Annotated in this window: 19 protein-coding genes; 10 read left to right on the top strand and 9 right to left on the bottom strand. The window is 67.2% G+C overall.

Annotated features, from left to right (window positions below):
* The first annotated feature begins 127 nt into the window (after positions 1-127).
* Positions 128-1,852: an ABC transporter ATP-binding protein gene (locus AC1REK_RS17825; RefSeq protein WP_492269011.1), complete on the top strand. Its 1,725-nt coding sequence runs from the start codon at positions 128-130 to the stop codon at positions 1,850-1,852.
* 142 nt (positions 1,853-1,994) lie between these two features.
* Entirely contained in the window at positions 1,995-2,525 is a 531-nt protein-coding gene (locus AC1REK_RS17820) for a DUF6968 family protein (protein WP_492269012.1), read from the top strand.
* 4 nt (positions 2,526-2,529) lie between these two features.
* Here the strand turns inward: AC1REK_RS17820 and AC1REK_RS17815 are convergent, their stop codons facing one another.
* Both AC1REK_RS17815 and AC1REK_RS17810 read right to left on the bottom strand, forming a co-directional pair.
* On the bottom strand, positions 2,530-4,206 hold the full coding sequence (locus AC1REK_RS17815; protein WP_492269013.1) for an acyl-CoA dehydrogenase family protein: 1,677 nt from the start codon (positions 4,204-4,206) through the stop codon (positions 2,530-2,532).
* A gap of 76 nt (positions 4,207-4,282) precedes the next feature.
* Positions 4,283-5,167 (bottom strand): DMT family transporter, encoded by an 885-nt coding sequence (locus tag AC1REK_RS17810; RefSeq protein ID WP_327523600.1) that lies wholly within the window; start codon positions 5,165-5,167, stop codon positions 4,283-4,285.
* Positions 5,168-5,315: 148 nt separating this feature from the next.
* On the opposite strand from AC1REK_RS17810, the gene AC1REK_RS17805 reads away from it, so the two are divergent.
* Genes AC1REK_RS17805 through aac(6') form a run of 3 tightly spaced genes read left to right on the top strand, consistent with a single transcriptional unit; the run spans position 5,316 to position 7,235 of the window.
* On the top strand, positions 5,316-6,173 hold the full coding sequence (locus tag AC1REK_RS17805; RefSeq protein ID WP_327523601.1) for a YihY/virulence factor BrkB family protein: 858 nt from the start codon (positions 5,316-5,318) through the stop codon (positions 6,171-6,173).
* Between the two features lie 44 nt (positions 6,174-6,217).
* On the top strand, positions 6,218-6,736 hold the full coding sequence (locus AC1REK_RS17800) for a GNAT family N-acetyltransferase (RefSeq protein WP_492269014.1): 519 nt from the start codon (positions 6,218-6,220) through the stop codon (positions 6,734-6,736).
* Positions 6,737-6,785: 49 nt separating this feature from the next.
* Entirely contained in the window at positions 6,786-7,235 is a 450-nt protein-coding gene (aac(6'), locus tag AC1REK_RS17795; RefSeq protein ID WP_492269015.1) for an aminoglycoside 6'-N-acetyltransferase, read from the top strand.
* A gap of 17 nt (positions 7,236-7,252) precedes the next feature.
* Here the strand turns inward: aac(6') and AC1REK_RS17790 are convergent, their stop codons facing one another.
* Positions 7,253-8,185, bottom strand: coding sequence for an acetamidase/formamidase family protein (locus tag AC1REK_RS17790; protein WP_492269016.1), 933 nt, complete (start codon positions 8,183-8,185; stop codon positions 7,253-7,255).
* 274 nt (positions 8,186-8,459) lie between these two features.
* Here AC1REK_RS17790 and AC1REK_RS17785 point away from each other — a divergent pair, with 274 nt between their 5' ends.
* Positions 8,460-8,822, top strand: coding sequence for a hypothetical protein (locus AC1REK_RS17785; RefSeq protein WP_492269017.1), 363 nt, complete (start codon positions 8,460-8,462; stop codon positions 8,820-8,822).
* Positions 8,823-8,941: 119 nt separating this feature from the next.
* Positions 8,942-9,916, top strand: coding sequence for a DMT family transporter (locus tag AC1REK_RS17780; protein ID WP_492269018.1), 975 nt, complete (start codon positions 8,942-8,944; stop codon positions 9,914-9,916).
* A 43-nt stretch (positions 9,917-9,959) separates the two neighbouring features.
* Here AC1REK_RS17780 and ccrA read toward each other — a convergent pair whose 3' ends face one another.
* Together ccrA and AC1REK_RS17770 are read right to left on the bottom strand one after the other, a co-directional pair.
* Positions 9,960-11,234: a crotonyl-CoA carboxylase/reductase gene (ccrA, locus tag AC1REK_RS17775; protein WP_492269019.1), complete on the bottom strand. Its 1,275-nt coding sequence runs from the start codon at positions 11,232-11,234 to the stop codon at positions 9,960-9,962.
* 180 nt (positions 11,235-11,414) lie between these two features.
* Positions 11,415-12,521 carry a helix-turn-helix transcriptional regulator gene (locus AC1REK_RS17770; protein ID WP_492269020.1) on the bottom strand — a complete coding sequence of 369 codons (1,107 nt, stop codon included), beginning with the start codon at positions 12,519-12,521 and terminating at the stop codon, positions 11,415-11,417.
* 286 nt (positions 12,522-12,807) lie between these two features.
* On the opposite strand from AC1REK_RS17770, the gene AC1REK_RS17765 reads away from it, so the two are divergent.
* Complete coding sequence (locus tag AC1REK_RS17765; RefSeq protein WP_492269021.1) at positions 12,808-13,170, top strand: DUF4180 domain-containing protein; 363 nt, start codon at positions 12,808-12,810, stop codon at positions 13,168-13,170.
* A 4-nt stretch (positions 13,171-13,174) separates the two neighbouring features.
* Here the strand turns inward: AC1REK_RS17765 and ubiG are convergent, their stop codons facing one another.
* Positions 13,175-13,927 (bottom strand): bifunctional 2-polyprenyl-6-hydroxyphenol methylase/3-demethylubiquinol 3-O-methyltransferase UbiG, encoded by a 753-nt coding sequence (gene ubiG / locus AC1REK_RS17760; protein WP_492269022.1) that lies wholly within the window; start codon positions 13,925-13,927, stop codon positions 13,175-13,177.
* 147 nt (positions 13,928-14,074) lie between these two features.
* On the opposite strand from ubiG, the gene AC1REK_RS17755 reads away from it, so the two are divergent.
* Together AC1REK_RS17755 and AC1REK_RS17750 are read left to right on the top strand one after the other, a co-directional pair.
* The gene (locus AC1REK_RS17755; RefSeq protein WP_327523610.1) at positions 14,075-15,313 is read left to right on the top strand and encodes an aspartate kinase; all 1,239 of its coding nucleotides are present in this window, start codon (positions 14,075-14,077) and stop codon (positions 15,311-15,313) included.
* A 113-nt stretch (positions 15,314-15,426) separates the two neighbouring features.
* Positions 15,427-16,002, top strand: a complete 576-nt coding sequence (locus AC1REK_RS17750) for a M23 family metallopeptidase (protein ID WP_492269023.1) — start codon at positions 15,427-15,429, stop codon at positions 16,000-16,002.
* 147 nt (positions 16,003-16,149) lie between these two features.
* On the opposite strand, the gene AC1REK_RS17745 is transcribed toward AC1REK_RS17750, so the two are convergent.
* The 3 genes from AC1REK_RS17745 to AC1REK_RS17735 form a co-directional block, all read right to left on the bottom strand.
* Positions 16,150-17,730 carry an aldehyde dehydrogenase family protein gene (locus AC1REK_RS17745; RefSeq protein WP_327523611.1) on the bottom strand — a complete coding sequence of 527 codons (1,581 nt, stop codon included), beginning with the start codon at positions 17,728-17,730 and terminating at the stop codon, positions 16,150-16,152.
* Positions 17,731-17,859: 129 nt separating this feature from the next.
* The gene (locus AC1REK_RS17740; RefSeq protein WP_492269024.1) at positions 17,860-19,461 is read right to left on the bottom strand and encodes a CYTH and CHAD domain-containing protein; all 1,602 of its coding nucleotides are present in this window, start codon (positions 19,459-19,461) and stop codon (positions 17,860-17,862) included.
* Between the two features lie 113 nt (positions 19,462-19,574).
* Positions 19,575-20,369, bottom strand: coding sequence for a phytanoyl-CoA dioxygenase family protein (locus tag AC1REK_RS17735; protein WP_327523613.1), 795 nt, complete (start codon positions 20,367-20,369; stop codon positions 19,575-19,577).
* Positions 20,370-20,454: the final 85 nt, after the last annotated feature.

Below are 20,454 nucleotides of genomic sequence, written 5' to 3'. Positions count from 1 at the left end.
AAGGCAATGAACCGCCATTCACAACCCGCCAAATCGCTCCGGTGTGGCAAATCTGCTGCCGAAACCGCCCCCGCCCCGCTTCCAGCTCATGGCTAGCCGCCACGCTACGTGCTAAAGGCCCGCCGCCATGCTCGCCCGCTTCTTCGCCTATTACCGCCCGCATCGCGGCCTCTTCCTGCTCGACTTCTCCTGCGCGGTGATCTCAGGGCTGCTCGAGCTCGGCTTCCCGATTGCGGTCAAGCTGTTCGTCGACGAGTTGCTGCCCGGCGGCGACTGGCCGCTGATCCTGCTGGCCTCGCTCGGCCTGCTGGCGATCTATCTCGTCAATACCGGGCTGATGGTGGTGGTGACCTATTGGGGCCACATGCTCGGCATCAACATCGAGACCGAGATGCGCCGCAAGGCGTTCGACCATCTGCAGAAACTCTCCTTCGGCTGGTTCGATAACCAGAAGACCGGCCATCTAGTCGGCCGGTTGACCAAGGACCTGGAAGAGATCGGCGAAGTCGCCCATCACGGGCCGGAAGATCTGTTCATCGCGGTGATGACCTTCATCGGCGCCTTCGCGCTGATGCTGATGGTCCATGTCGAGCTGGCGCTGATGACGGCGGTGATCGTGCCGCTGATGGCCTGGCTGACCAGCCGCTATGGACGGCGGATGACCAAGACCTGGCAGAGCCTGTTCGGCCGCGTCGGCGCCTTCAACGCCCGGATCGAGGAGAATGTCGGCGGCATCCGCGTCGTCCAGGCCTTCGCCAACGAAGAGCATGAGCGCAAGCTGTTCGCGCAGGACAACCAGCGCTACCGCACCACCAAGCTCGACGCCTACCGGCTGATGGCCGCCTCGATCTCGCTCTCCTATTTCGGCATGCGGCTGACGCAGATGGCGGTGATGATCGCCGGCGCCTATTACGTGCTGATCGGCGATCTCAGCGCCGGCGGCTTCGTCGGCTTCCTGCTGCTGGTCAACGTCTTCTTCCGCCCGATCGAGAAGATCAACTCGGTGATCGAGACCTATCCGAAGGGGATCGCGGGCTTCCGGCGCTACACCGAATTCCTCGACACCCGGCCGGACATCGCCGACCTGCCCGGCGCCGTCGCCGTTGCCGGCCTCAAGGGCGACATCGCCTATGAGAACGTCTCCTTCGGCTACACCAGGGACCGCAGCATCCTCAGCGGCATCGATCTTGCGATCCGCGCCGGCGAGACCATCGCCTTCGTCGGCCCGTCGGGCGCCGGAAAGACCACGATCTGCTCGCTGCTGCCGCGCTTCTACGACGTCACGGGTGGGCGCATCATCATCGACGGCATCGACATCCGCCAGATGACACTGGCCTCGCTGCGCGGCCAGATCGGCATCGTCCAGCAGGACGTCTTCCTGTTCGCCGGGACGCTGCGCGAGAACATCGCCTATGGCAGGCTCGGCGCCAGCGAGGCCGAGATAGAGGACGCGGCGCGGCGCGCAAAGCTCGACGAGATGATCGCGCGACTGCCGGACGGACTCGACACCGTGATCGGCGAGCGCGGCGTCAAGCTCTCCGGCGGGCAGAAGCAGCGCCTCGCCATCGCCCGGATGTTCTTGAAGAACCCGCCGATCCTGATCCTCGACGAGGCGACCTCGGCGCTCGACACCGAGACCGAGCGGGCGATCCAGGCCTCGCTGGCCGAGCTGTCGAAGGGCCGCACCACGCTCGTCATCGCCCACCGGCTCGCGACGATCCAGGACGCCGACCGCATCATCGTGATCGACGAGAGCGGCGTCGCCGAGCAGGGCCGGCATCAGGACCTGGTGCAGCGGCCAGGCATCTACCGGCGTCTGCACGAGGCGCAATATGGCGGGGGCGGACGCTAGCTAGCCAGCCGCCGCGCCTGCTCCTTGCAAGTCGAACCTCGTCAGATTGCGCCCGTGCCTTGAGGTTTAGTCTGGGACAGAACTTATCCCCAGCGCGTTTTCCGAGCTTACTATCTGTATCCGTCGCGGAGATCAGGGACGGATGCTCAGCTATCGCTCAATCCTAAGAAATACCAGCACCGGCCGGTTGCGAAGGAACGCCGTTGCGAGCCGCATCGCTGGTGAGAAGATGATGGCCGCCTTCACGCGGTTGCAAACATTAGTACTCACAGCAAAGTTCAACCCAGACCAGCCTCGCGCGCCAGCAGATTCCGCCATTCAACTACTGAGAACAGCGATGGTCATGATGCGTAGAGGGTTGACCTACCGAAGCGACACCGGCGACCTTGCGGTTCCGGTGACGGTCCACGCTCCCCTCAAAGGCGAGCACGACTGGTCCTGTGCCTACGAGATCGGCTGGCCGGACCGGACACACCGCGGCCACGGCTACGGAATCGACGCCACGCAGGCGATGTTGCTCGCCCTGAAGGCTATCGGGGCTGACATCTACACCAGCGACTTTCACCGGGCCGGCAGACTTCGCTGGCTGGAGCAGGGCGACGGCTACGGTTTCCCTGTGCCCAGTGCCATCCGGCACCTCCTGATCGGCGGGGATGCCGAGGCCGAGGGGTAGCGCCTCAGCCCTCGACCAGCCTTCGCGCGATCACCTGCGCCTGGATCTCGGCCGCGCCCTCGAAGATGTTGAGGATGCGGGCGTCGCAGAGCACGCGACTGACCGGATATTCCAGCGCAAAGCCGTTGCCGCCATGGATCTGCAGGGCGTTGTCGGCCGCGGCCCAGGCGACGCGGGCGCCTAACAGTTTGGCCATGCCGGCTTCGAGATCGCAGCGCCGCTCGGCATCCTTCTCGCGGGCGGCGAAATAGGTGAGCTGACGGGCGATGACGAGCTCGGCCGCCATCATGGCGAGCTTGTCGGCGACGCGCGGGAAGGCGATCAGCGGCTTGCCGAACTGGATGCGCTCCTGAGCATAGCGCAAGCCGAGATCGAAGGCCGATTGCGCGACGCCGAGCGCGCGCGCCGCAGTCTGGATACGGGCGGCCTCGAAAGTCTGCATCAACTGCTTGAAGCCCTGCCCTTCGACGCCGCCGAGCAGATTCTCGCTCTTGACCTCGAAACCGTCGAAGGCGAGCTCGTATTCCTTCATGCCGCGATAGCCGAGCACCTCGATCTCGCCGCCGGTCAACCCCTCGACCGGGAACGGCTCGGCGTCGGTGCCGCGCGGCTTCTCGGCGATCAGCATGGAGAGGCCGCGATAGCCCGGCGCATCGGGATCGGTGCGGACCAGCAGGGTCATGATGTCGGCGCGGACGGGATGGGTGATCCAGGTCTTGTTGCCGTAGACTTTCCAGACGTCATCGTCCTTCACTGCCTTGGTGCGCAGCGATGCAAGGTCCGAGCCGGTGTTCGGCTCGGTGAAGACAGCGGTCGGCAGGATCTCGCCGGACGCGATCTTCGGCAGCCAATAGGCCTTCTGCTCGTCGGTGCCACCGCAGAGGATCAACTCGGCAGCGATCTCGGAGCGGGTGCCGAGCGAGCCGACGCCGATATAGCCGCGCGAAAGTTCCTCGGAGACGACGCACATCGAGACCTTGCTGAGGCCCATGCCGCCGAATTCCTCGGGGATGGTCAGGCCGAAGACGCCGAGCTCGGCCATCTGCTCGACCACCGGCATCGGGATGTACTCGTTGGCGAGATGCCATTCATGAGCGTGCGGCGTGACCTGCGCCTCGCAGAAGCGGCGCATCTCGGAACGGATCGCCTCGAGCGTCTCGTCGAGGCCGGGATCGCCGACGCTGGCGAGGCCCTGCGACTGGCTGAACAGGGAAACGAAGCGGGCGCGGTTCTCGGGCGTGTTGCCCTGCGCGATCAGCGCGTCCGCAGCGTCGGAGCAGGCATCTGCAACCGCCTTGGCCGAGAGCCCGAGTGCCGGGAGCCGGACGATCTCGCCCTGGCTCATCGGAATGCCGCCGAAGATCTGCGCGGCATATTCGCCGGCGCCAATCCTGATGGCGTAGTCCTCGATCGCGCCGTAGCGATCCTCGGCCTGGAGGCGCTCGCCATAGGCCTTGAGCTCGCGCAGCGCCATGACATAGGTGGCAAGCCAGGAGAGGCCGTGGGCAGCGTGCTGCTCGTGCTCGAGCTTCGCCGCGGAAACCCGGCCCTCGACCACCACCTTCTGACGAACCGCCGCGACGGCCTGCTCCAGCAGGGTCTCGAAGCCCGGTAGCGCGGCGCCGATCAGCTCGATGGCGGAAGCTTGCGTCGCGGTCCTGAGGGCGGCGTTGGCGCTCATGTCTCTCTCCCTTGTTGCGGCGCAGCATAAGGGAAGTCGGAGCGCTTGCGATAGTCGTGTTTCGGCGCCCGGTGCCCTACTTTCGGCTGGCGAGAACAACGCCGAGCACGGCGACCGACATGCCGACGAGCTGGATCGGCGACAGGGTTTCGCCGAAGAGCAGCCAGGCCTCGACCGCCACCGCCGGCGGCACCAGAAAAAGGAAGGTCGCAGTGCGCGAGACCTGGCCGCGGCGGATCAGGATCAGATAGAGGCCGATCCCGCCGAGCGAGAGCGCCAGCACCGACCAGGCGAGCACCAGCGTCATCGTCAGGTTCCACTCCATCCGCATCGGCTCGAGCAGGAAGGCGAAGGGCAGCGTGAACAGGAAGGCGGCGGCATATTGCACCGCCGTCACCGTGCGCAGGTCGCCGGAGACGATCCGCGCCTTCTGCCAGAACGAGCCGAAGGTGACGGCAAACATGCCGATGACATTGACCACAATCGGCACCAGCACGGCGCGCAGCGCCTCGGGCTCGACGCCGACGAGCTTGGGCTCGAGGACGAGCCCGATTCCGACAAAACCGCAGACGATGCCGGCCCAGCGCACAGGCGAGATCCGCTCGCCGACGATCAGCGGGGCGAAAAGGGCCGTCAGCACCGGCTGCAAACCCGCGATCAGCCCGGAGACGCCGGCCGGCAGGCCATGGCGCACCGCCCACCAGACGCCGCCGAGATAGAGCGCGTGCAGGAGGATGCCGGCGATGGCACAATCGATCCAGGCACGCCGCCCCTTCGGCCAGGGCGCCCCGACCGCGACGGAGAGCGCCGCGAGCGCGACGAAGGCGCAGGCGAAGCGCAGCGAGAGGAAGGTCAGCGCGTCCGAATGCCGGGCCGAGTAGCCGGCGACGATCCAGCCGCTCGACCAGAGGAAGACGAAGAGCACCGGCGCGAGGCGCAGGAAGAGCGGCGAGTCGAACATCGGGCGACCTTTCCGAAGGGCCTGATACGCCGGAACGGCCTCCCTTGTCGTCGCCGCGGACGCCGTGACGGCATGTCCTCCGCGCCTTCCCAGCTTGCCAGCGGCGACGAAGCTGTGACAATCGCCGCCTGCCCTACCGAGCCTGCCGATGTCCCTGCTCTCCGCCCCCGCCATCGCCTTCGAGCGCTTCATCGCCCATGACGGCTGGGCGATCGCCAGCCACATCGCGCTGTCGGTGCTGATGTCGCTGTTCCCCTTCCTGATCATCGTCACCGCGCTCGGCGGCCTGTTCGGCTCGCAGGCGGCAGCCGACGAGGCGGCGCAGCTCCTGCTCGAAGCCTGGCCGCGCGAGATCGCCGAGCCGATCGCGCGCGAGGTCCGCTCGGTGCTGACCGCGGTGCGGCGGGATGCGCTGACGCTCGGCGCCGTGCTGGCTCTGTACTTCTCCTCCTCCGGCGTCGAGGCGCTGCGGATCGGGCTCAACCGGGCCTACGAAGCCTATGAATGGCGCTCCTGGTGGCGCACCCGGCTGGAATCGATCGTCTATGTGATCGGCGGCGCCTTCTTCATGCTGGCCTTCTCGCTGCTGGTCGTGCTCGGGCCGCTGATCTGGCGAGGCGTCGTCGGCTACGTGCCGGCGCTGGCGCCGCTCGGCTTCCTGCAGGCCTTCCTGCGCCTCTCCGCTGCGACGGTGGTGATCGTGCTGGCGCTCTGCGTCGCCCACAAGCTGCTGCCGGCGCGGGCGCCGCATATCGGGGCGATGTGGCCGGGCATCCTCATGACGCTCGCGGTCTGGCTGGTCGGGGGGCTCGGCTTCGGCTGGTATCTCGATTCCTTCGCCGGGGCCTATGTCACGACCTATGCCGGCCTCGCGACGGCGATGATCGCGCTGGTCTTCCTGTACTGGCTGGCTGCGATTTTCCTCTACGGGGCCGAGCTCAATGCCGCGATCGCGATCGTGAGGGCGCCGAAAGCCACGCCGGGCGAAGCGATCGCGTCGCTCTAGCCGGTGATGTCGACGCGCAGTGCCAAGATGGGGTCTGTGACCGGATGATCGAGACTGCGCGCCTGCAACTGCGCCCTCATGCGCTCGGGGACTTCGAAGCCTGGTACGCGATGTTCTCCGACCGGGAGCTGTTCCGGTTCATCGCCGCGCCGCAGCTTTCGCGCGAGGATGGCTGGAACCGGCTGTTGCGCTATGCCGGCCACTGGTCCCTGCTCGGCTACGGCATGTTCGCGGTCTTCGACAGAGCGAACGACGCGTTCATCGGCGATGTCGGCTTCGCCGATTTCCATCGCGGCCTGGGCGAGCGCTTCGATGCCATCCCGGAAGCGTCCTGGATTCTGAACCGCGCGGCACAGGGGCGCGGGCTCGCCGCCGAGGCCGTCGCGGCCTGCCATGACTGGATCGACCGGACGCGTGCGCCGGCCCGTACCGTCTGCCTGATCAATCCCGACAATGCCGCGTCGCTGCGCATCGCCGACCGGTTCGGTTATCGAGCCTTCGGGAACTGCCTCTACAAGGATGCGCCGTGCATCATGCTGGAACGGCTGTGTCCTCTGCCGTAAACGGCGCGGCGCGATTGAATATCTCCGAACCGAGGGAAAGCCTGCCACCATGCGGATCGAAGCCTGCACCGCCGACATGCTGGACGACTGGGTCGCGCTGCGCCTTGCGCTGTGGCCGGAAGGCGGCGCGCAGGACCATCGCGACGAGGCCGCAGGGATGCTCGAAAGCGAGAATGACGTGGCCTTCATCGCGCGAGATGATGACGGGCTCGCCATCGGACTGGCCGAGGCTGCCCTGCGGCACGACTATGTCAATGGCTGCGACAGCTCGCCGGTCGGCTTTCTCGAAGGCATCTATGTGCAGCCCGAGAACCGGAAGCGCGGCGTGGCCCGTGCGCTGTGCCGCGCGGTCGAGGCTTGGGCCGCCGGCCATGGCTGCGCCGAATTCGCCTCCGATGCGGGCCTGCTCAACACCGGCTCGCAGCAGATGCACGAAGCGCTCGGCTTCGAGGAAACCGAGCGGGTCGTCTATTACCGCAAGCTGCTGCAGCCGGGCTGAGCGTCCGGCCGGCAGCGTCAGCCCTCGCCGAGCAGCGACATCGCCCGGGTGATGTCGGTCTTCTCGAGCCGGCAGGCGACGCAATAGGCGGGGTTGAAGACGTTGGCGACGTCGTAGCGCACCATCTGTCCAAGCAGATGGCTCGCCTCGAGCGCATCGACGCCGAGATCCTCGACGATCCAGCGCAGCATCTCGGTCGTCGCGAACTGCAGCGGCTGGTCGAGCGGGCGGCCGCTCGCCAGGGTGACGATCTCGGTCGCGGTCTCGCAGCGCGGCCAGCGGCCCGGCGCGTTCTTGCGCAGATGCAGCGTGAACTCGATCTCGAAGCTGGTCTCGATGCCGGTGCCGACGATCTCGCCATCGCCCTGGCAGGCATGCCCGTCGCCGAGGAAGAACAGCCCGCCCTTCTCGGATACCGGAAAGGCGATGCGCGCCCCCGGCCCGAAGCGGCGATAGTCCATATTGCCGCCATAGGCGCCGCTGGTCGCGGTCGAGATCGCCTGGCCGCCGGCCGGCGCAACGCCGAAGCAGCCGATCATCGGCGCCAGCGGAAAGCTCCAGCCGGAAATGCGCTCCGAACCGCCGATCAGGCTGACCGTGCCCTTCTGCGCATCGATCGCCCATTCGAAGCGCTCGCTCTTCGGCAGATCGGCGACCGCCTTTGGATCGACCACCTGCTGCGAGAGCGGCGAATAGGTCCAGCCGGTGGCCCGGTTCGGGGTCATCCGCTCGATCGTCACGATGATCGCATCGCCGGGCTCGGCGCCCTCGACCGCGAACGGGCCGGTCATCGGATTGCCGCGCGGCGCCTTCTGGACGCCGGCATGGTCGAAGCCGGCAGCGTCGAGCGTCGTCGTCACGATCGTGTCGCCACTCGCGACCGTGAGAACCGGCGGCAGCGTCGCCATGACGTTGGAATAGGTGGTCGGGACGAAACGATGAAGCGTCATGGGTCTCCTTCCGGTCTTTACAGGCGCCGCGGACGGCAAGGATCAGCCGTCGCGACGCATGCCGGCCGAATCCCGCGGGAGCCGGCCGTTGCGTCAGCCTAGGCGAACGCGCGGCGAGAACGCCAGCGATGCGACTCGGTGGCGCCGGGCTGGCGGCCGGTGGCCGGGCAACGGCAACGCTTGCCCGACCCCACACCGGGTTGTGAACGGCGGTCCACAGCGCCGGCGCTTCGGAGGGCACAGCAAGGCGATGCGGGCCGAAGCGTCTCCGCCTGTGAACAACCGTTCGAATGGCCGGTTTGACGGTCCCGGCGGGCGTGAAGCCTATCGCGACGCCGCCGGACCAGGCGGTGATCGAAGAGGCTCCACCATGAAACTCAAGCTTTCGGCGCTGCTCCTGGCGGGCGGCGTTCTGGCCAGCGCATCCGCTTTCGCGCAGAGCGCCGACGACAAGAAATGGATCAACCAGTGTCTGAGCGACAACAAGGACGCGAAGGTCGCGGCCAGTGTCGTCAGCACCTACTGCACCTGCATGAACGGCAAGATGAGCGACAACGAGACCCGCTCGATCACGCAGTGGGAGAAGGCCAACCCGAACGCCCGCAAGGCCTGCGAGCAGGAAGCCGGCTGGAGCTGAGCGAGCGGGCTTCAGCCTCCCAGCGGCCGGCCCGCAAGGCCGGCCGCCCATTCTTCGACTGCTGCTGCCAGGAGCTGTCAATCATTGCCGAGTTTGGGCTTCAACGGGGGAGACGCCTGTTGCACGATCGCCCCGCCACGACGGCAATGAGTGTCGAGATGTCCCAGGTGCTGCCCGGCCAACCCTCCCCGTCCCTGCCCGGCGGCACGGCGCTGCTGCTCGGTCAGATGCTGCTCTGCTCCTGCCTGTGGGGTTCGTCATTCCTGCTGATGAAGTTGATCGGCACGGAGATCTCGCCGCTGGCACTGACCGCGCTGCGAGGCCTGATGGGCGCCATCCTGCTCGGGCTCTGGCTCGCCTCGCGGGGCGAGAACGTGCTGCCGCAGGGGCGCGAGTGGCGCGACTGGGCGATGCTGGGCCTGCTGCAGGGCGCGATCCCCAACACGCTGACGGCCTATGCGCTGACGCAGATCACGGCCTCGCTGACCTCGCTGATCCAGGCCTGCACGCCGCTGATCGTCGCCCTGCTGGCGCATCTGCTGTTTGCCGACGAGCGGCTGTCGGCGAAGCGCGCCCTCGGCGTGCTGGTCGGCTTTTCCGGCATGGCGATCCTGCTCGGCCCCGCCGCCTTCGCTTCGGGCACGCCGAGCGCCATGGGCACGCTCGCCATGGCCGTCACAGCGCTGAGCTATGCACTCGGCAATCTCTATATCCGCAGCATCCCGAAGGTTCGGCCGGCGCGGCTCGCGCTCGGCCAGCAGGTCTTCTCGGGACTGCCGACGCTTGCGCTGATGCTCGCCCTTTCCGGCCCGGCCGCCTTCGCGGCGGCACCCGGCCTCGCCCTGCCCTTGCTAGCGCTCGGCATCTTCGCGACCGCGCTGCCGATTCTGCTCTACATGCACATCGTGCACCGCGCCGGCCCCGTGCTCGGCTCGATGAACGGTTACCTCGTGCCGTTCTGGACGATCCTGATGGGCGTCGGCCTGCTCGGCGAAAGCGTCGGCCTGCGCGAGATCACCGGCGGTCTCGTGGTGCTGGCCGGCCTCGTCATCGTTTCCCTGACGCGCCGGCCCGCCGCTGCCGTCAAGGCGTGAGCGCGGCGAGCCCTTCACGATAGCGGCGGCCTACCCCGGGCCTTCAGCCGTCCAGCGCCTCGGCCACGTCCTCATAGGTGCGCAGGCCGGTGCGCGGAGCGTAGACCAGCACGGCCATGTTGCCGGGCGCATGCTCGTTCTTCCACATCTTGTGGTGGGCGAGCGGGATCTTGTCCCAGGGGAAGACCTCGGACATGCAGGGGTCGATCCGGCGGTCGAGCACGAACTGGTTGGCGGCCGACGCCTGCTTGAGATGGGCGAAATGCGAGCCCTGCACGCGCTTTTGCCGCATCCAGACATAGCGGGCGTCGAAGGTGATGTTGAAGCCGGAAGTGCCGGCGCAGAACACCACCATGCCGCCGCGCTTGGCGACGAGGCAGGAGACCGGGAAGGTCGCCTCGCCCGGATGCTCGAAGACGATGTCGACGTCCTTCTTGCCGGTGATGTCCCAGATCGCCTTGCCGAACTTGCGGGCTTCCTTGGTCCACTCCGCATATTCGGGCGAATTGACCTTGGGCATCTGGCCCCAGCAGTTGAAATCCTTGCGGTTGATCACGCCCTTGGCGCCGAGGCCGAGCACATAGTCGCGCTTGGTCTCGTCGGAGATCACGCCGATCGCGTTGGCGCCCGACGCCGCACAGAGCTGCACGCCGAAGACGCCGAGGCCGCCCGAGGCGCCCCAGATCAGGACGTTGTCGCCGGGCTTGATCGTGTGCGGCGCGTGGCCGAAGAGCATGCGATAGGCGGTCGCCAGCGTCAGCGTGTAGCAGGCCGATTCCTCCCAGGAGAGGTGCTTCGGCTTGAGCATCAATTGCCGCGACTGCACCCGGCAGAACTGGGCGAAGGAGCCGTCCGGCGTCTCATAGCCCCAGATGCGCTGGGACGACGAGAACATCGGGTCGCCGCCATTGCACTCCTCGTCGTCGCCATCGTCCTGGTTGCAGTGGACGATGACCTCGTCGCCGACCTTCCAGCGCTTCACCTTGGAGCCGACGGCCCAGACGATGCCGGAGGCGTCGGAGCCGGCGATGTGAAGGGAGCCCTTATGGACGTCGAAGGGCGAGATCGGCTGGCCGAGGCCGGCCCAGATGCCGTTGTAGTTGACGCCGCCGGCCATGACGAGGAGCAGCACCTCCTCCTCGCCGATCGACCAGGTGGGCACCACCTCGACCTGGAAGCTGTCCTGCGGCGGGCCATGGCGCTCGCGGCGGATCGTCCAGGCGTACATGCTGGCCGGGACATGGCCGAGCGGCGGGAGTTCGCCGAGCTCGTAGAGATCCTTCAGCGCGGGCTTCGCGACGGGTTGCGGCTTCGACATTCGCTTTCTCCCTTGTCGCCACGCCTGTTTTCGGTGGCGTTGCCGGCGATCATGACGCTCGATGCTGCATCGCGCCATACTCCTATGGAATTATTCCGCATTGCAACAAAAACGGTCGACATCGGCTCGACACCGTCTGAGGCGAGGTTTCCGAGGCCATGGTCGATTGCGCTCGCGGCGTTATCGCGGCGGCGGAAAGCCGAAGGCGATCCGGACGAGGCCGGCCTGGCTGTTGACATCGGTCTTCGCGTAGACGGCCTTGAGCTGCGCCCGCACCGTCTCGAGCCCTATGCCGCTGCTCTCGGCGACCTGGATCGGCGTCAGCCCGGCGACGATGCCTTCGACGGTCCGCGTCTCGGCGCGCGTCAAGCCGTAGCGGCGCGCCAGCCAGCCGATGTCCGGAGCCCCGGCGGGGCGCGCCTCCTCGATGATCAGCGTCGCGGCAAGCCCGGAAAAGTAGCCGGTGGCGCCCTCGGCCTCCGCCTTGACCAGGGTCAGCCTGTAGGCGCCGAGATGCGTGCTGAGGGAACGCGGACCGGCATAGTCGCGCATCAGCATCTGTTTCAGCAGGGTTGCGGCCGCATCATCCCGCAGCCGCAGCCTCCCCATGGCCGTCAGCCCAACCACTGCTCCCGATGAGAGCAAGGCTTCAGCCCGCGGCGAAGCCGCCCGCACCACCATGCCCTCCCCGACCACGATGACGCCGACATCAGGCGATTCCAGCAGCGAGCCGCCGAACTGCGCGAGCGCTCCGTCGAAGCGGCCGGTACGATAATAACGGAAGGCCCGGGTCAGATGCGGCGTCAGCCGAGTCAGCAGGTCGGCGACCTGCTGGTTCGCGTCGGGGTCGATGCGCGCCGTCAGGGTGCTGAGCAGGAACGAGCAGGCTTCCTCGCGCCAAAGCGTCACCCCGACTCCGGCCTCGATCTCGCGGCGACGCAGGAAGTCGGCGTAATATTCAGTCCTGACGAACTCGTCGCGCGGAACGATGCGCTCCCCGATGATTCCGGTGCCGAGCGGCGTGCGCGCGACATTGTGCATCCACGGGTTCAGGCCGACATAGTGGGCGGCGTAGTCGCGCGCCGTGTCGGCATCGAGCCCGGCCGCCAGGGAGATACCGCCTTCTCCCGATTTCTCGTCATGGAAGAACAGGGTCGAGACGCCGCCCGGGATCAGGGCGTTCAGCCGGTCGAGAAAGTCCTGCCACGATCTCTCGCCGAGCAGAGCGGCATAGATCAGATCAGTCAAATCCCGCTCGGCAGGCTCGATCATCGTCTCCTTCAGCATGCCGCGCTCGCCAGTGTCCTGTCTCCATATCCGGGCCGCGCAAGAGCGACTCAGGAAAACCTAACCGCATCCCCTAGGGATGCACCATACTTCTTGGCGAATCTGACACGGCGCACAGTGTCCGGCGCCTCTACCAAGCTTCCTTTCGGGCCTAGCCCTGCGATGTTCTTCATTCACCCGCGCAGGCGCAGCGGCCTCTTAGGGACATGATGCAGCAGGGAACGCCGCCCGCGCCGGCCCGGAAGCGGCGCTTGCCCCGGATCGAAGCCCCGGCGATACCGCTGCCATGGACATGATTCGAGAGCTTCACGGCACGCATGTGCTGATCTGCGCGGAAAATGGTCCGCCGCTCGCCAGCGAGCGCGACGCCAACGACTTCCTCGGCGCCGCCTGGGCGGCCGAGGCGACGATGGTGGCGATCCCTGTTGCGCGGCTCGATCCCGCCTTCTTCCAGCTCGCAACGCGGCTCGCCGGCGAGGTCGCCCAGAAATTCGTCAATTACCGGATACGCCTGGCGATCGTCGGCGACATCTCGCCCCAATGCGCGCAGAGCAAGGCGCTCCGCGACTTCGTCCACGAGAGCAACCAGGGCCAGGCGCTCTGGTTCGTCAGGGATATCGCAGCACTCGACGCCCGGCTCGCGGCCTGACGGCTCAGGCCGCGGCGCGCGCCGCCAGCATGTAGTTGACGTCCATGTCGGCCGAGAGCGACCAGCGATCGGCGAGCGGATTGTAGGCAACGCCCTGGCGCGAGAACGGCGTGAACCCGCCGGAAGCGATCGCCGCCTCGAGCTCGTCCGGCGTCACGAACTTCTCCCAGTCATGGGTGCCACGCGGCAACCAGCGCAGGATGTACTCGGCGCCGACGATGGCGAGCGCCCAGGATTTGAGGGTGCGGTTCAAGGTGGCCATCACCAGCAGGCCATCGGGCTTGGCAGCGGCGCAGCAGGCGGAAACGAAGGCCTCGACATCGGCGACATGCTCGACCACCTCCATGGCCAGCACGATGTCGAAGCGCCGGCCGGAGGCGACCACGGCCTCGATGGTCTCGTCGCGGTAGTCGATGGCGAGCCCGGATTTCTCGGCATGGGCCCGCGCCACCGCGATGTTGCCGGCGGCGGGATCGAGCCCCGTCACCTTGGCGCCCAGCCGCACCAGCGGCTCCGACAGCACGCCGCCGCCGCAGCCGATATCGACGACATCGAGCCCTTCCAGAGCCCGCAGCGATTTCGGATCGCGGCCGTAATGCTCGCAGGCAAGGTCGCGGACATAGGCGAGGCGCACCGGGTTGAACTTGTGCAGCACCGCCATCGGGCCCTTCGGGTCCCACCAGCTCTTCGCCATGGCGTCGAAACGGGAGACCTCTGCCGGATCGATCGTCGAGCCTTCGCGCGCCGCTGCGCTCATCGCCTTGTCTCCCCGTTTACGCCGGTGGCGCGCCGGCCGCATTGACACTTTCGGCGCTGGCCGTCATCTACACCGGCCCTTCGCCCGGCGCGAGGGGACGTTTCGTCCCGGCCCGCGCCGGGGCAGTCTCGAAAGCCTTTGGATGTCATGGCCCGTTTGGTGATGAAATTCGGCGGCACGTCCGTCGCCACCGTGGAGCGTATCAAGAACGCGGCCCGCCACGTCAAACGCGAGTTCGACGCGGGCCACGAGGTCGCGGTCGTGGTCTCCGCCATGTCCGGGAAGACCAACGAGCTCGTCGCCTGGGCCAAGGAGGCCGCGCCGAACTACGACCCGGCGGAGTACGATGTCGTCGTCGCCTCCGGCGAGCAGGTCACCTCCGGCCTGATGGCGCTGGTGCTGCAGCAGATGGGCCTGCCGGCGCGTTCCTGGCAGGGCTGGCAGATCCCGATCTACGGCTCGGACGCGCATAGTGCGGCCAGGATCGAGAGCGTCGACGGCGCCGGCATCGTCGCAGGCTTCGACCGCAACCGCGAGATCGCGGTCTGCTCCGGTTTCCAGGGCATCAACCCGCGCAGCCACCGCATCGTCACGCTCGGTCGTGGCGGCTCGGACACCAGCGCGGTCGCGCTCGCCGCCGGCCTCAAGGCCGATCGCTGCGACATCTACACCGATGTCGATGGCGTCTACACCACCGATCCGCGCGTCGTGCCCAAGGCGCGCCGCATGGACAAGGTCTCCTTCGAGGAGATGCTGGAAATGGCCTCGCTCGGCTCCAAGGTGCTGCAGGTGCGCTCGGTCGAGATCGCCATGGTCCAGCGCGTGCCGACCTATGTCCGCTCCTCCTTCGACGACCCAGACAACCCCAATCCAGGCACCCTCATCTGCGACGAGGACGATATCGTGGAACAGCAGATCGTCACCGGCATCGCGTTCTCGCGCGACGAAGCCCAGATCACGCTCCGGCGCGTGGCCGACAAGCCCGGCGTCGCCGCGGCGATCTTCGGCCCGCTCGCCGACGCCAACATCAATGTCGACATGATCATCCAGGTCGTCTCCGACGACCAGGCGACCACCGACATCACCTTCACCGTGCCGACCGGCGATTTCGAGCGGGCCAAGGCGCTGCTCGAATCGAAGCACGAGACCATCGCCTATCAGTCGCTGCAGGGCGCGACCGAGGTGGTGAAGATCTCGGCCATCGGCGTCGGCATGCGCAGCCATGCCGGCGTCGCGGCGCGCGCCTTCCGGGCGCTCGCCGAGAAGGGCATCAACATCCGCGCGATCACCACCTCCGAGATCAAGTTCTCGGTGCTGATCGACGCCGCCTATACCGAGCTTGCGGTGCGCACGCTGCACTCGCTCTACGGGCTCGACGCCGCCTGAGCATCGGACGCTTGGGCTGGGACTGCCACTAATCCTTAATAGTGGCCGCGAGAGATTGCGGCCGCACGCGCCCACATGCTTGATGGAAGCTCCTTCATCTCGGACAGACCGCGATGCATCCGAGCCTTCTCTCCTGCCCGCTCAAGACCATGCGGATCCGGTTCGACGGCCTTCAGCCTGCAGCAGGCGGGATGGCGACCGTCAACTCCGCGCGTTTTGGCTGGACACGAAAGGACGAGACTGGGCTACCGAAATGCCATCAGGGCATCGACCTCGACGCGGAGGTGGGCACTCCCCTCTATTCGATCGCTGATGGCAAAATTACCTATGCGGGCTCAACCAAAGGCAACTATGGCAACATAATTATTCTTTCTTTCAAGCCTTCGAATGCTTGGGTTCGTTTCCTTGCTTCACAGAACGTCGCTGACAAGGACGGCCTTTTTCATGCGCTCTACGCCCATCTCAAGGGCGTCAACGTCAAGCCGGGCCCGGTCAAGCGCGGCCAGTTCATCGGCAGCGTCGGCATTTCGGGAAATGGTGACCAGCGCTATCCGCATCTGCATTTCGAAATCTGCAGAGTTGCACGCTTCGTCAGCGGCCTCGACGGGCGGATCGACCCGGAGCTCCTATTCAAGGTCGACTATGCGCGCCCGACCGAGGCGATAGCCCGTACAAGAAATATCGCCTGAGGTCATTCCTAGCCGCTCTATGATTACGAATTGCGCTGATCACGTTCAGCGTCAGATCCGGCCACGAAGTCGGCAGTCGCGCAACAGCGGACTCGCACAGGTCGCAACAACAGCGAACCGACGGTCGTCACGAGAATTGCCGGCCGATCAACGCATGATGGTGTGGCTCTGCTCGCGCATGAACTGCGGCAGGTACCAGGCGCCGAGCCCGCCCTTCGAACCGGTGCCGGAGCCCTTCCAGCCGCAGAAGGTCTGGATGCCCGGCCAGGCGCCGGTCGTCGCGCCGCTGGCGCGATTGGCATAGAGCACGCCGGCCTCGGCGGTCTCGAGGAATTCCTCCAGCTCGGCCGGCTCGCCCGTGTAGACGCCGGCGGTCAGGCCATAGGGCACAGCATTGCCGCGCGCGATCGCATCGCCGAGATCGCTGAAGGTCCTGACCGTCAGGAAGGGCATGAAGAGCTCGTCGCGGTGCAGGGCATGATCGTCCGGCAGGCCAGTGACGATCGCCGGACGGACATAGGCGCCGTGATCGTAAAGCCCGCCGGTCAGCCGCTCGCCGCCATGGACCCTGCCGCCGGCCGACTTCGCCTGCATCCGTGAAGTCTCGAAGCGCTCCAGCGCGGCCTCGCTGATCAGCGGCCCCATGAAGCTCTCGCGCTCGCAGGGATCGTCGACGACCAGAGCGGCCGCTGCCGAGCGGAACCGGTCGAGGAAAGCGTCGGCCAGCGTCTCGTGAAGGAAGACGACCGAGCCTGCCGAGCACTTCTGCCCCTGCAGGCCAAAAGCCGAGCGCAGCACGCCGGAGACGGCGGTATCGAGATCGGCGGAAGCGGCGACATAGGTCGGGTTCTTGCCGCCCATCTCGGCCAGCACCGGGCGCGCATGCCGGCCGCCGCAGCCGAACTCGCGCAGCATGCGCATGCCGACCGCGTGCGAACCGGTGAAGGCGATGCCGTCGATGCCGGAATGAGCGGCGAGTGCCGCGCCGGTCTCGGCGCCGCCGCAGATCAGGTTGAAGACGCCGGCGGGCAGGCCGGCCTCGACCAGGCAATCGCTGAGCAGGCGCCCGGTCAGGCCCGCCATCGGGCTCGGCTTGAACACGACAGTGTTGCCGGCGAGGAGCGCGCAGATCGACATGCCGAGCGAGAGCGCGACCGGAAAGTTGAACGGCGCGATCACGGCGAAGACGCCGTAGGGACGCAGCACGTCGAAGGTCTCCTCGCGCGGATTGGCTCGCGCCAGATCGCGCCGGAAACCGTCATTCGCCTCCATCTCGCCGGCGTAGAAGCGAATCAGGTCGATCGCCTCCTCGACCTCGCCGAGTGCTTCCATCCGCGACTTGCCGACTTCGAGCAGGCAGGCTGCGGCGACTTCGAACTTGCGGGCTTCCAGCAGGTCGGCCGCGGCACGCGCCAGCGCGACGCGACGCGGCCAGCCGAGATCGCGCCAGCCGCGCTGAGCCGCCCTGGCGGCCGCGACGGCGCTGTCCACCTCTCGCGGCGAGGCGGCGAAGAATGTCCCGAGGCTGAGCCTGCGATCGATCGGGCATGGCGCGTCATAGGCGGTGCCCTCCGTGCTGTCGCGCCCGCCGACATGGTTCGGCCGTTCGAGGCCCAGTTGCCTGCCGCGCATTTCGGCAATGACCTTGCCGAAATGCGCGTGAACGCCGGAAAAGTCCTCGGCGATGTTGGAGTAGGTCACGCGCGGCAAGGCGGCAACGTCGTTCATTCTCGTCCTCCCAAGACAAAGCACCCTGCCCTGTGACGCCGGGCAGGTCGCAAACGATAGCCGTTCATGTGGCGCCCCGGCATGCGGCGCGTGCCTGCGGGCAATGCCGAAGGCTGCGGACGGGCAAGCTCAGTTCCAGAATGGCTTCGCCGCCGCAAATTCCCGCCAGCGCTTCAAGAGCTTGCGGCTGGCGTCGAGCTCATGCCGGCGCTGCCAGCCAAGGACCGCACCGGCCGCGAAGTCCAGCTCCGGCCGGGGCTCGCCGCGCCGCAGTTCGGCAAGCAAGGGCTGCGTCGTCGCGACGTCGTTGGCCGCGCCGAGCACCTCCTGCAGCTTCTCCAGGCGGGCGAGATATTTGCGGGCGGCCGGTTGCTCGGCATAGAGCGGCAGGAAGAACTCGATCGTATAACGCAGCTTCTTCAGCGACAGCCTGAGCTCGTGGCGGGCTTCCGGCGCCAGCTTGGCAAAATGCCGGCCGCGCCGCAGCGCCTTGCGGTGGCTGCGCGCCAGCACCCGCCCGGCAAAGGCGCCGACCGGCTCGGCCAGCACCGTCAGCGCCTCGCTGGCGATGCCGTTGCGCCAGCTGCGTCGCTCGATCAGAACGCCGAAAGCAAGGAGGAAGCGGTTGACCCTCCGGCTGGCGAGCGCGGCGTGGACGGCGGCATAGCTTTCCGCCTGCATCGGCCGCGCCGCCTCCTGCAGGCTCGAAAGGTCGATGTCGGTCAGCCCTTCGGCGGTGATGTCCGGCAATGTCTGCGTGATGAAGACGTCCCAGTTGCGGGCCGGGCCGAGCACATGGGCAAGGCGCTTGGCCTCCGCTGCGATCGGCTCCAGCGCCGGCGGCGCCAACTCGCGTCCGAACAGCGAGAAGGCCGTGCGCAGGCGGCGCAACGAAACCCGCATCTGGTGAACCGCCTCGGGCAGGCCACCGGCAGCGGCCGGGCCGAGATTGGCGATGAGGTGGCGATAGCCATTGCCGAGGATCGTCGCGATGGCGGCATCGACATTGTCGCCCGCCGCGAGCGCGACGGGCTTTGCCTTCTGCGCCTGCAAGGGCAGGTCGAAGGCGAGCCGGCAGCCGCGCGCCGCCTTGCTCGCGGTTTCGACCCGCAAGGGCGCGATGTCGAGCAGTGCGTGCCCGAACTCGTAGAGCGCCGCCGCCTCGCCCGACTTCAGTTCAAGCTCGACTTCGCAGAGCGGCAAACGCCGGTCGGCGATCTCGATCGCCCCATCGTCAAGCGCCAGCTCGATCTCGGCGCCGCCGAAATCGAGCTTCTGAACCCGGCGGCGCACCTTGGTGGCGAAGGCCAGCGCGAGCGACGTGGCAGGCAGGGAGACGAGCGGCTCGCCGATTTCCGCCAGCGGCAGCAGGCCAAGGTCGAGCTTCTCGTCCGGGAGGTTTACTTCCCACTCGTCACGCGCCAGCGGGTCACCCGACTTATTGGCGCGCTTCACGGTCTGGACATGGCGCCGACCACTGCGCCGTACCCGCAGGGAAAGGCCGTTGCGGTCGAGCAGGCGATCCGGCGTGTCGTAGTAGACCGCCTCGAGCCGGCGCACGACGCCGCGATTGCGGGCGTGCCGTGCGATCAGCTCGGCATCGCGCAGGGTCGCCAGCGCTTCGGCCGAACCGGCAAGCTTGAGTTCCACTTCGCGCGGCGCAGCCTTCGCCGGCGACGAAACATCGTCCGACTGCGGCTCCTTCGCGTCGGGGTTCGGGTTGGCTTCCAAATCGGCTCCTTTTGCGAGACCGCGGGTCAGCGCCCGGCGAAAGACTAGCCTCGCCGGGCGCGAACTGTCACCCTGTCCTTCCGGACAGGCCCCAGGGGCGACATGTCGCAGCGTCAGAGCGCCTGCCGAATTGAGGCCTCGACGGGCGAGTAGGCGCCATCCTCCCGGTCGAGCCTCAACGGCTCGCGCGGCAGCAAGGGCGGCTGCGCCAGGAAGCGCGGCCTCGTACCGCGATGCGGTTGCGCGGAATGCACCAGGAAAGGATGGCAGAGATAGACCGTGCCGGCCTGTCCCGTCGCCAACACTTCCTCGCGCCCGGCACTGCCGGCGAAGCCGTCGGCGACGAGCTCGCGCAGCGACAACCCGGCCTCTCCCGCGGGCGCGAGCTGGCGGGCGATGTCATGGTGCGAGCCCGCCCGGATACGCGTCGGCGCGTCCTCCTCGCGGACGTCCGAGAACAGGAAAAGCATCAGCAGCGCCCTGCCCTTCGAGGCGAGATTGACGCGCCAGTTCATGAAATCCGGGTCGTCGAAGCCGAAGCTGACATCGACATGCCAGCCAGCATCGCCGGGATCCTCCGGCGAGGGAAAACGCACCGGGAAGGTGCCCATCGCGCGACAAGGCAGCCAGCGCCCGGCGCCGACGAGCTGGTCGAAGGCGCCCTGCAGGCGCGGGGCGTTCGCCGCCGCGACGAAGGGCGCGTCGCTGTACATGCCGAGCCGAATGACCGGCTTCGTCCAGCTCGCGGGATCGCAGGGATCGCAGCCGAGATCGCGCCAGAGGATGGCGCGTGCCGCTTCGGCGAGCTCAGGCGGGAAGGCATGGTCGATGCGGACGAAGCCGCGTTCCACGAAATGGGCGATCTGCGCGTCGTCGAGGACGCGTGCATCGGATTCAGGGTGAGCCATTGATTGACGTCTTTCGATAGCGGCCAGCCAAAACGCCCGCCGCGCGGGCAGGCTGGCAAAGGACCTCCGGACGCAAGGCGCGTCC

Source organism: Allobosea sp. GW823-FHT02B03, from assembly GCF_058797755.1.
This window is presented reverse-complemented; position numbering and strand designations above follow the sequence as displayed.